The organism is Mesorhizobium sp. 131-3-5 (assembly GCF_016756575.1).
GTDB lineage: Bacteria > Pseudomonadota > Alphaproteobacteria > Rhizobiales > Rhizobiaceae > Mesorhizobium > Mesorhizobium jarvisii.
Map to the genome: position 1 here is coordinate 5382751 of NZ_AP023254.1, position 11438 is coordinate 5394188.

The 11438-nt window shown below is 63.5% G+C and carries 9 protein-coding genes; 3 read left to right on the plus strand and 6 right to left on the minus strand.

The features are described 5' to 3' along the window. Nucleotides 1–66 precede the first annotated feature (66 nt). From JG747_RS26535 to JG747_RS26550, 4 genes are all read right to left on the minus strand, one after another. Nucleotides 67–891: an ATP-binding cassette domain-containing protein gene (locus JG747_RS26535; RefSeq protein ID WP_202360361.1), complete on the minus strand. Its 825-nt coding sequence runs from the start codon at nucleotides 889–891 to the stop codon at nucleotides 67–69. Further along, the gene (locus JG747_RS26540; RefSeq protein WP_202362358.1) at nucleotides 888–1892 is read right to left on the minus strand and encodes an ABC transporter permease; all 1005 of its coding nucleotides are present in this window, start codon (nucleotides 1890–1892) and stop codon (nucleotides 888–890) included. The genes JG747_RS26535 and JG747_RS26540 overlap by 4 nt, the downstream gene beginning before the upstream one ends. 155 nt (nucleotides 1893–2047) lie before the next feature. Next, nucleotides 2048–3028: a sugar ABC transporter substrate-binding protein gene (locus JG747_RS26545; RefSeq protein WP_019857097.1), complete on the minus strand. Its 981-nt coding sequence runs from the start codon at nucleotides 3026–3028 to the stop codon at nucleotides 2048–2050. A 111-nt stretch (nucleotides 3029–3139) separates the two neighbouring features. Then, nucleotides 3140–4147, minus strand: a complete 1008-nt coding sequence (locus JG747_RS26550; RefSeq protein ID WP_202360362.1) for a sterol desaturase family protein — start codon at nucleotides 4145–4147, stop codon at nucleotides 3140–3142. A gap of 286 nt (nucleotides 4148–4433) precedes the next feature. Between JG747_RS26550 and JG747_RS26555 the strand changes: the two genes are divergently transcribed. Beyond that, on the plus strand, nucleotides 4434–5471 hold the full coding sequence (locus JG747_RS26555; protein WP_038645533.1) for a LacI family DNA-binding transcriptional regulator: 1038 nt from the start codon (nucleotides 4434–4436) through the stop codon (nucleotides 5469–5471). Between the two features lie 37 nt (nucleotides 5472–5508). On the opposite strand, the gene JG747_RS26560 is transcribed toward JG747_RS26555, so the two are convergent. Next, complete coding sequence (locus JG747_RS26560; RefSeq protein ID WP_202360363.1) at nucleotides 5509–7056, minus strand: helicase HerA-like C-terminal domain-containing protein; 1548 nt, start codon at nucleotides 7054–7056, stop codon at nucleotides 5509–5511. A 307-nt stretch (nucleotides 7057–7363) separates the two neighbouring features. Between JG747_RS26560 and JG747_RS26565 the strand changes: the two genes are divergently transcribed. Both JG747_RS26565 and scpA read left to right on the plus strand, forming a co-directional pair. Continuing rightward, nucleotides 7364–8806 (plus strand): methylmalonyl-CoA mutase subunit beta, encoded by a 1443-nt coding sequence (locus JG747_RS26565; RefSeq protein ID WP_027046642.1) that lies wholly within the window; start codon nucleotides 7364–7366, stop codon nucleotides 8804–8806. Beyond that, nucleotides 8803–10926 carry a methylmalonyl-CoA mutase gene (gene scpA, locus JG747_RS26570; protein ID WP_202360364.1) on the plus strand — a complete coding sequence of 708 codons (2124 nt, stop codon included), beginning with the start codon at nucleotides 8803–8805 and terminating at the stop codon, nucleotides 10924–10926. The genes JG747_RS26565 and scpA overlap by 4 nt, the downstream gene beginning before the upstream one ends. An 11-nt stretch (nucleotides 10927–10937) precedes the next feature. Here scpA and greA read toward each other — a convergent pair whose 3' ends face one another. Further along, nucleotides 10938–11411, minus strand: coding sequence for a transcription elongation factor GreA (gene greA, locus JG747_RS26575; protein ID WP_202360365.1), 474 nt, complete (start codon nucleotides 11409–11411; stop codon nucleotides 10938–10940). Between the last annotated feature and the right edge of the window lie 27 nt (nucleotides 11412–11438).

Genomic DNA, 11438 nt, shown 5'->3' on the forward strand with positions numbered 1-11438 from the left:
GGCCGGCGGGATCCCGCCGGCCGCACCGGAAGATGCCGGGGAGGAGGAGATGGGCACCTTCGCTGATCATACATGGGTCGCACCGCGCGGCGCATGCCCGTCATCAGCCGCCGAGAAGCTCTCGATCTCGGCTTCGAGCTCGGCCATTTGCTCGCCGCCCGCCATCAGGTCGGTGATCGCCTCGCGGCTTTTCTCGCCCTTACGGAAGTCGGCGGCCTTGGAGCCTCTGATGAGCACGGCGAAGTGATCGCCGACGGTCAGCGCATGGACGACATTGTGGGTGATGAAGATCACCGCGATGCCCTTGCGGCGCGCCTGGAGCACGATGCGCAGCACATGCGCCGCCTCCTTGACGCCGAGCGCCGCTGTCGGCTCATCGAGGATCAGCACGCTGGCGCCGAAATGCACGGCGCGTGCGATCGCCAGCGCCTGGCGCTCGCCCCCGGACAGCCCGCCGACGAGGCGATCGCCGTCGTCGATGCGGGTGATGCCGAGCTGACGCATCTCGGTGACGGCGATCTCGTTGGCCCGCTTGCGGTCGTAGATGGTGAGCGGCCCCCAGCGCCGCGTCGGCTCGGCGCCAACGAAGAAGGACCGACCGATGCTCATCAGCGGGAACGTGCCGCCGAACTGGTGGACGGTGGCGATGCCATGGTCACTGGCATCGCGGGGGGTGTCGAAGGCGACCGATCTGCCGTCCATTTCCATCGTGCCCGATGTCGGGCGGTGGACGCCGGAGAGAATCTTGATCAGCGTAGACTTGCCGGCGCCGTTGTCGCCAAGCAGGCAAAGCACCTCGCCTCTGTAGACCTCGAGCGAGATGTCGTGGAGCACGTCGATCGGGCCGAACGACTTGTTGATTCCAGTCAGCCTGAGCAGAGGCGTGGTCATCGGCGTGCACTCAGTTTGGTGCGCGGCGCGTAGGTCAGGGCCATGGTGCGGAAGGTGTTGTTCATCAGCACGGCCGCCAGCAGCAGGACACCGATGATCAGGCTCGCCCAGTTGGCGTCGAAGCCGGTGTAGAAAATACCCTGGTTGACGATGGCGAAGGTCAGGGTGCCGAGCACGATGCCGACCACCGAACCATAGCCACCGGTGAGCAGCACGCCGCCGATGACCACCGCGATGATCGAATTGAAAATGAAGGACTGCCCCGCGGCCACCTGGGCGCTGTTGTATAGGATGGCCTGCGACATGCCGACGAAGGAGGCGCACAGGCCGCTGCTCATGAACAGCGCTATGGTCACCCGGTCCGTCGGTATGCCGGCATTGCGAGCGCTGACGGCGTCACCGCCCATGGCCAGGATCCAGTTGCCGAACCGCGAGAAATTCAGGATGAAGCCGACGATCAGGATGGCGGCGATCCACCAGAACAGCGTCACCTCGAACTTGCCGCCGAGATAGTCGCCGAACAGGAGTTTGGCGATCGGCCCGCTCTTCAGCGCGACGCTGGTGCTGCCGGACAGGATGACCGAGAGGCCGAGTGTCAGGCCGGCCAACGCGAACAGCGTGGCCAAGGTGACGACGAAGGACGGCACCTTGGTGCGAATCACCAGCACGCCGTTGACGAAGCCGACGGCGAGCCCAAGGCCGAGCGCGGCGAGGATGCCAACGATGATCGGCAGGCCGTAATGGCCCGACAGGATGGCAATGGTCATCGAACTGGCGGGGACCATCGAACCGACGGAGAGATCGAGATGCCCGGCGATCATCAGCAACCCGATGGGAAGCGCGATGATGCCGAGTTCCGAGGCGACGTTGAGCCAGCTCGCGGCCCCCCCGGACGACATGAAGTTGGCGCCGCCGAAGATCGAGAAGAAAACCAGAACGGCGATCATGCCGATCAGCGAGCCGACTTCGGGCCGGCGTACGAGACTGCCGATCGAGGGCATCGAAGAGCGCTGAGAGAGCGGCGCGGTAGGTGCCGCGGCGAGTTGGTCGTGGGCTTGGGATGTCATCGAAATGTCCCTGGCTTGAACAATGGAGAGCCTGGCGCGGGGCAGAAGATGTCCGGCCCTCGGATGGGCCGGACAGCAATCCGCGCAAGCTAGCGAGCGCCGGCTGCGGCACCAGCCATTGTCGCGTCGACATTGGCAGCGTCGACGATCCCCGGTCCGGTCAGCACCGGCTTGGTCGGCAGGTCCAGCCCATAGTTGGCGAAGCCGTTCAGCAGCGAGACCGCGAGATAGCCCTGCAGATAAGGCTGCTGGTCGACCGCGAACATCTGCGTGCCGGCCTTGATGCGCTGCAGGCCGGTCTCATCCATGTCGAAGGAAGCGAGCTTCACCTTGTCGCCGGCATTGGCCTGGCTGATGGCGTTGGCTGCGCTGTTGGCATCGCCGGCGCTGATGGTGATGACGCCGTCGATGGTGTTGTCCTTCAGCACGGCCGCCTTGATCGCCTCGGCGACCGCGGTCGGGTTGCCGAAGCTGGACGAGGGCAGCGGCAATTGGGTCGATTTGCCGCCGCTCTTGGCAATGGCGTCGGCAATGCCCTTGCAGCGGTCTTCGGTGTTGGTGGCACCCGGCAAAGTATTGACGCACAGCACGTTCTTGGAACCATGGCTGCCGTAGTAGGTGCCGCCGCCTAGACCTGCGGCGTATTCTTCATTGCCGACATAGTTCATGGCGCCGAGCCGCTTGGCCGCGTCCATGCCACCGGAATTGTAGATGATGAGCGGAACTCCGGCGGCAACGACCTCCTTGAAGGCGTCGTCCATGGCCTCCGGCACCCAGTCGGGGCCGACAATGGCGCTCGGCTTCTGGCTGAGCGCGGTGCGGATCAGCTTGGCCGCGTCGGGGCCGAGATTGTCGTAGTTCTGCGGGCCGAGCCAGGTCACCGAGCCGCCGGTCAGTTCGGCGACCTTGCCGGCGTCGTCGGCGCCCTTCTTGACCTTCGACCAGAACGGATCGTCCGCCTTGCCGCCGATGACGAAGATCTTCGCCCCGTCTGCCATTGCCGACGTGGCCGATGTTGCCGCCACGCCCGCAAGCATGATCGCCGTCAGCAGTTTCGTGATCGTTTTCATTTCATTCCTCCCGGTTGCCGTCGTCAGACGGATTAGAAAAACAGCTGCTTCGTCGCTCCATGCGCGCCTCTCTCCCGATTGCGCGTCACGAATGCTTCGCCTCGGTGTTGCTCACACCCTGGCGTTCATGCGTTCTTTCTTTTTCTGGAAGCGGGCGTCCATCATGGCTTCACCCTCTCGGGTGCCGTCGTGCCAGGTGCCGAACCACTTATCGAGCGGGATCAACCCGTCGCCGCCATAGTTCACCTCGAAATATTTGTGGTGCAGGTAATGTGTGTAGGCATGGCTGTTGACGGCCGTGTCCTTAGTCACTTCCAGCTTGTCGAAGCCGAGATGGCCATTGACGGCGCCGAAGCCAGCAACATGCAGCTGGAACAGCGCGACGATCGGATTGGACGGGATAACGAGGTGCCAGAAGGCGACCGCGTGGTAGAGGAACCCTTCCACCGGATGCATCGACAGCGACGACCAGGGCGACGGGTTGATCGAATTGTGATGGACCGAATGGATCCAGCGATAGAGCGGTCCCCAGTGGATCAGCCGGTGAATAAAGAAGAAATGCACCTCGTGGATGGCCGGCGCGATGAGCACCAGTGCGGCGAGGTACACCGGATGATCCTGCCAGCCGACCCACGGCACGTAGCCATTGGCAAAGCACCAAAGGAAGATGACTTCGACCACGGTCCATAGCGGAATGGTGATGAAGAACGAGCGCAGGAAATTGTCGAGGTTCTGGCTCTGGAACCAGAAGACGTCGGAGGGCGCATCGGCTGGGAATTTGTGGTTGTACTTGAAGCGTGTCGCCTGGGCGCGCTTGATGTAGTAGCGCAGCTCGAAGATGCCGTAGAAGACGAGGATCGCCGCGGCGTTGACGGCATAGAGCCACAGTGCCCAGCCCCAGATGATCGTCTTCATCGTCTCTACGCTCGGCACGATATAGAACCAGTAGAGCAGCGCCGTAACCATGTGGAAGGCATTCCACGGCCAGATGTAGCCCGGCAACCACGCCAGGATCTTCGGCAGCCTGGGCGGCCAGTTCCATAACGGCGCGCCCTCGATGCGTCCGTTCGGCTTCCAGTCGCCGCGCTTGTCGCGCACGCCGTATTTGAGATCGTCCATGCAATTTCTCCACCCGCAATGCCGCACCCGCAACGCCTTGGAATGGGCCGCACGCTCGCGCTGCCTCGCACCGTTTGAGAGCGGTGGGCGAAAACCTGTCTGCGCTGTGCTGCTGCTATCCCTGGGCTGGCGGTGCGTCCGCCTTGCTTGCTTTTGACGAGATAAACATCTTGATCCAAAATGAATCAAGAATAGAATTTTTGTTCCAAATTGATTGTGTCATTCATATCAATCTCGCATGGACAATGATATTTTTGTATCAGATGCGACAGGCTGATGAGATAAAATGGATCAGGGCAAGCGGCCAACGATCAAGGATGTAGCCGCCGAGGCGAATGTTTCGGTGGCCACCGTCAACCGGGTGCTGAGCGGCTCGGGCGCCGTTCGCCAGGGCATGCGAGAGCGTGTCCGGCTGGCGGCCGAGCAAATCGGTTTCTACGGCATGGGCGCGCTGCGCAGCCGCGTGGCGGCCGCCCGGCCGCGCTACCGGTTCGGTTTCCTGCTGCACCAGCCCGGCCGCGCCTTCTACCGCAACATGGCCGAGGCGCTGCGCCTGGCAACCGAAGCGGTGCCCGATTGCGAGATCGAGCTGCGCACGGAGTTTCTGGACGATCTGTCACCGCAGAATGTCGCATCGCGGATGCTGGCGCTCGGCGCCGAATGCGACGCCGTTGGCGTCGTCGCCGCGGTTCATCCCCTCGTCACCCAGGCGGTGGACACATTGCATGCCCGCAACGTGCCGGTCTTTGCGCTGATCTCGCAGATTTCGGCGACCGGGCATGTGCGCTATATCGGACTGGACAATTGGAAAGTCGGGCGCACCGCGGCCTGGGTGTTCGAGCATGTCTGCCGCGCACCCGGCAAGCTCGGCATCCTTGTCGGCAACCACCGCTATCGCTGCCAGGAGATGAACGAGAGTGGCTTTCGCTCCTATTTTCGCGAGCACGCGCCTGGCTTCACGCTGCTCGAGCCGCTGCTGACTTTCGAATCCAGCGCCATTGCGCAGGAGATGACCGAAAAGCTGCTGAACGAAAATCCGGACCTGTCTGGGCTTTATGTCGCCGGGGGTGGCATCACCGGCACTATTGCGGCCCTACGCTCCACCGGCAGGGCCGGAAGCCTCGTTGTTGTCGGCTATGAACTGATGGAGTCGACCCGCCCGGCGCTGCTCGACGGCACCCTGACCTTCATCATCTCGCACCCCCTCGCCCGCATTGCGCAAGAGACCTTGGCCGGCATGATCCGCGCTGTCTCAACACCGAACGAAGGCGGGAATTTTACAAACATCCTGCCCTTCGAGATCTACACCCGCGAAAACATCTAGCAGGTTGCGCCCGACTTGCTACCGGCCCTGGCGCGGCTCAGCGGCCTCTCGACAGGCTCCCCAGGATCCCGCGCACGATGGCGCGTCCGACTGACGAGCCGACCGAGCGCACCACGGACTTGATCGCGGCCTCGGCCACAGTCTGGCGACTGGAAGGGCGCGGCGCCGGCGCGCGGCGGCCACCGGACGGCGGTGCGGGATCGTCATTGCCGAAGCCCGGTATGGTCCAGCGCGAGCCGCCTGTGCCTGCCTGCTGCGCCTGCTGCTCGGCGTCCTGTGCGTCCTTGGCCTTTTTCTGCAGCATCTCGAAAGCCGAATCGCGGTCGATGACCTGGTCGTACTGGCCAGTGACCGGACTTTCCGCGATCAGCATTTGCCGCTCGGCGGGGGTTATGGGTCCAAGCCGCGAGGATGGCGGCCGGATCAGCGTACGCTGCACCATGGACGGCACGCCCTTGGCCTCCAGCGTCGAGACCAGCGCCTCACCGGTGGCGAGCTGGGTGATGGTGGTGGCGCAGTCGAAATCGGGATTGGGGCGGAACGTTTCTGCCGCTGTCCGAACCGCCTGCTGCTCACGCGGCGTATAGGCGCGCAGCGCGTGCTGGACGCGGTTGCCGAGCTGGGCCAAGACCTTTTCCGGAATATCCAGGGGGTTCTGCGTGACGAAATAGACGCCGACGCCTTTCGAGCGGATCAGGCGGACCACCTGCTCGACGCGGTCGATCAGCACCTTCGGCGCCTCGTCAAACAGCAAATGCGCCTCGTCGAAGAAGAACACCAGCTTCGGCTGGTCGGGATCTCCGACCTCGGGCAGTTCCTCGAACAGCTCCGACATAAGCCAAAGCAGGAAGGTCGCGTAGAGGCGCGGATTCATCATCAGCTTGTCGGCGGCCAGCACGCTGACGGCGCCTCGGCCGTCACGCGTGGTGCGCATGATGTCGGAGATGCGCAGAGCCGGCTCGCCGAAGAAGTTGGCCGCGCCCTGTTGCTCCAGTACCAGCAGCGTGCGCTGGATGGCACCCACCGATGGCTTGGTGACATTGCCGTAGCGCGCGCTGATCTCCTCGGCGCGCTCGGCGATGTTGGCAAGCAAAGCCTGCAGGTCCTTGAGATCGAGAAGCAGCAGGCCCTCCTCGTCGGCAATGCGGAAGGCAATGTTCATGATGCCCTCCTGCGCGTCGGTCAGGTTCATCAGCCGCGACAGGAGAAGCGGTCCCATTTCAGAAATGGTCGCGCGGATGGGATGGCCCTGCTCTCCGAACAGGTCCCAGAAGATGACGGGGAATTCCTGGAAGTCGTAAGGGTCGAGCTTGACCTGCGCGGCCCGCTTGACCAGGAAATCCTGCGCCGTGCCCATCATCGCGATACCGGACAGGTCGCCCTTGATGTCGGCGCAAAACACCGGAACGCCGGCATTCGAAAAACCTTCAGCCAGGATCTGCAAGGTGACGGTCTTGCCGGTGCCGGTGGCACCGGTCACCAGGCCATGGCGATTCCCATATTGCAGCAGCAACTGCTCGGGGCGCTGATAGCTGTCGTCGGGCTTGCGGCTGGCGCCGATGAAAATACTGGTGTCGTCAGCCATATATCCGATCTCCGCAAACTGATAAGTCAAAAGCCAGCCTTTGCCCGAAGGTATAGTGAGGCTGTCGCACAGCGACAATGCCAATTGTCCAGAGCGGGGCCAATCGTCCCAATCAGGCCTGTCGTCGAAATCGGATTTTGGAACTTGCGGATTTTGCTGGTGTTTGGCAATCGTTCATGGTTCGTCCATTCAAGCCGACCTATATCTGATGGATCGAATTCAGGCTCGGGATGCGCATTGCGATAACCGACCGGGAACCGTAGAGTGAACCGCCCGGCTGGTGCGGCCATATGAACGAGGAAGATGGATGGGCGCCGGAGCCTTGACCAAGGATGTTGAACCAGTTGGCGCCGAGCGCCAGCGATGGCTGGCCCTGGCGGAAAAGGCACTGGCTGGCGCGTCCTTCGAGGAAAAGCTGGTTTCGCACACCGACGACGCCATCCGCATCGAGCCCCTTTATGACCGCGCGACCGGGGCCGAACCGCTCGTGCGCACGAATCCCCGATCGCCCTGGATCGTCAGCCAACGCGTCGACGACCCCAACGTCGATCGCGCCAAGGCCCAGGTTCTGGACGATATCGCGCAGGGTGCGACAGGACTGTCGCTCGTCTTCGAAGGCGCCCCGAACGCTTTCGGCTACGGTCTGCCGAGAACCGCTCAGGCGCTGGAAACGGTGCTGGAGGGCGTGCCTCTCAATCGGATCCAGATTCGCATCGACACGCACCCGTGGAGCCGCCCGATGGCCGACTGGCTGGTGGCGTTCCTGAGCAAGCGCCGCTCCGATCCGGCAAAGCTCAACCTGTCCTTCGGCATCGACCCGGCGGCGATCCTTGCCGGCACCGGCCGGCTGCGCATGTCGATCGAAGCGCTGCAGGAATCGATGCCCCAGTCGCTGGCGCACTTCTTCTCGATGGGCGTTCCCGGTGTGCTGCTGGAAGCGGACGGTCGCGTTTTCCACAATGCCGGCGCCACGGAAGCGCAGGAACTCGGCATCATGCTGGCTTCGGCGGTCTCGTATCTCAGAATGTTCGAGAAGGCGCGGCAGCCGCTTGTCTATGCCGCGCCGCATATCGGCTTTGCGCTCAGCGTCGACCAGGACCAGTTCCTCTCCATGGCCAAGGTGCGGGCCTTGCGCAGGCTGTGGGCACGCGTGCAGGAAACCTGCTCGATCCCCAACTCCACGGCCAACATCCATGCCGAAACGTCATTCCGCATGATGACGGCGCTGGATCCCGAAACCAACATCCTGCGCACGACGATCAGTTGCTTCGCCGCGGCGGCGGGTGGAGCCGATTCGATCTCCATCCTCCCGCATACGATCGCGCACGGCCTGCCGGCGCCTTTTGCCCGCCGCGTCGCGCGCAACGCCCAGCTGATCATGGCCAATGAAAGCCATGTCGATCATGTCGCCGATCCCGCCTATGGGTCCGGCGCGGTCGAAGCGCTGACGGCGGACCTTTGCGAAGCCGCGTGGGCGGAGCTGCAGGCGATCGAGGCCGAAGGAGGCGTATTGTCGAGCCTTCGGGACGGACACATCCAACAGCGCGTTCGCGCCGCCGCCGCCCGGCGCGACGCAGCCTTCAAGGCCGGTGAGCGGGCCATCATCGGCACCACACTCTATCCGCAGAAAGGTGAACGCCCGGTCGAGACGCTGGATGCGGAGCAGCGGCCTGCCTTCACCGAAGGCGTCGTGCTGTGCGAAGCGCTGTTCCCGGCCCGCATCGACCAATCCATCGAGGCTGCCTCTTGATCCCGGATTTCAGTCAGGTCGGCTGGGCGCCGCCGCGCCGCGCGTCGGTCGAGGTCAAGGGCCAGCGGGTGACGCCGGAAGGGCTTGTCGTCAAGCATCTGTACAATCAGGGCGACCTCAAGGGCCTGCCGTATCTCGACACCTATCCAGGCTTGCCGCCCTTCGTGCGCGGCCCCTACCCGACCATGTATGTCCAGCAGCCGTGGACGATCCGGCAATATGCTGGCTTCTCCACGGCCGAGGAGTCCAACGCCTTTTACCGGCGCAATCTTGCCGCCGGCCAGAAAGGATTGTCGGTCGCCTTCGATCTCGCCACGCATCGCGGCTACGACAGCGACCACCCGCGCGTAGCCGGCGATGTCGGCATGGCGGGTGTCGCCATCGATTCCATCCTCGACATGCGGCAGCTCTTCGACGGCATTCCGCTCGGCGACATGACGGTGTCGATGACGATGAACGGCGCGGTGCTGCCGATCATGGCGCTTTACATCGTCGCGGCGGAAGAACAGGGCGTCGCGCAGAAGGATCTGGCAGGCACCATTCAGAACGACATTCTGAAGGAGTTCATGGTCCGCAACACCTACATCTACCCGCCAAAACCCTCGATGCGGATCGTGTCGGACATCTTCTCCTACACCTCGAAGAACATGCCGAAGTTCAATTCGATATCGATCTCCGGCTATCACATGCAGGAAGCCGGTGCGACGGCCGACCTGGAGCTCGCCTATACGATCGCCGACGGCATCGAATATGCCCGCGCCGGCGTCGCGGCGGGCCTCGACATCGACCGCTTCGCGCCGCGCCTGTCCTTCTTCTGGGCGATCGGCATGAACTTCTTCATGGAAGTGGCCAAGCTCCGGGCCGCGCGGCTGCTGTGGGCGACGCTGATGAAGAAGAATTTTGCGCCGAAGGACGAACGCTCGCTGTCGCTGCGCACCCATTGCCAGACGTCCGGCTGGTCGCTGACGGCGCAGGATCCTTATAACAACATCATCCGCACCATGATCGAGGCGATGGCGGCGACCCAGGGGCATACCCAGTCGCTGCACACCAACTCCTTCGACGAGGCGATGGCGCTGCCGACCGATCATTCGGCGCGCATCGCCCGCAACACGCAGCTCATCCTGCAGAAGGAATCCGGCACCACGCGCATCATCGACCCGTGGGGCGGCTCGGCCTATCTTGAACGGCTGACGCATGATCTCGCGGCGCGCGCACTGAGCCATATCGAAGAGGTCGAGGCTCTCGGCGGCATGGCCGCCGCGACCGAACAAGGCATTCCCAAGCTGCGCATCGAGGAAGCGGCGGCGCGCACGCAGGCGCGCATCGATTCGGGCGAGCAGATGCTGGTCGGCGTCAATGCGCATCGCCCCGAGACCGACATCGAGGTCGACGTACTGAAGATTGACAATGCCGAGGTCAGGGCCCGGCAATTGTCCAAGCTGCAACGGCTGAAGGGCACGCGCGATGTCGCTGCGGTGGAAAGCGCGCTCGATGCGCTGACGCGCGCCGCGCAAGGCAATGAGAACCTTCTGGAGTTCGCCATCCGCGCCGCGCGTGCGAATGCGACCGTCGGCGAGATCTCGTTCGCGCTGGAACGGGCCTTTGGCCGCCACGTCGCTACGGTGCAGACCATTTCCGGCGTCTATCGCAAGGCGCTTGGCGACAGCCCCGTGGTCGACGGGCTGCAGGACAAGATTAGCGCTTTCGAGAAGAAAAACGGCGGCAAGCCGCGCATCCTCGTTGCCAAGATGGGACAGGATGGCCACGACCGTGGGCAAAAGGTGATCGCCACCGCCTTCGCCGATCTCGGCTTCGACGTCACCGTCGGCGCGATGTTCCAGACGCCGGAAGAGATCGCCAAATTGGCCGTCCAGCATGACGTCCATATCATCGGCGCCTCATCGCTGGCGGCGGGACACCTGACGCTGATCCCCGAATTGCGCGACGCGCTGAAGAAACTCGGTCGGGGCGACATGCTGATCGTGGCCGGCGGCGTCATCCCGCCGCAGGATTATGATGCGGTGCTGCAAGCCGGCGCGGCTGAAATCTTCCCGCCGGGCACGGTCATTCCGGAAGCGGCGGACCGGCTGATGGATAGGCTGCTGGCAGCCAACTAGGCTATGCTGCTCTAACTGTCCGACAGCTTGACGATTTCCCATTCCTTGCCGTTGACCGCGGCCACGTCGCCGACCTTCTTCCCGAACAGCGCGACCGCCATGGGCGAAACATGCGAAATGCTGCCCTTGGTGGGATCGGCCTCGTCCTCGCCGACGATCTTCCAATGCACCTTCTTGCCATCGTCGCCTTCCAGCGTGACGCCCATGCCGAAGCGGACGACGTCGCTGCCGGGCTCCGGCACGGACAGTTCGGCGTTTTCGCGCCGCGCCGTCCAGTAGCGCAGATCGCGTGACACCACCGCGATGCGCTCGCGGTCTGCCTTCCTCTCGGCTTTCGCCAGAACGTCGCGCAGATCGGCCAGATTCTCCTCGATCTGCGCCAGGCCGCGTTCCGTCACAAGGTTGCGGTGCGTGCTGATCGGCCGCTCGCCGACGCCGGCAATGGCATTCTCGCTGTCTTCTTCGCGGGTAAAAGCTCTGCTCATTGCCTGAACCTAGGCCTCGAGCGGCTG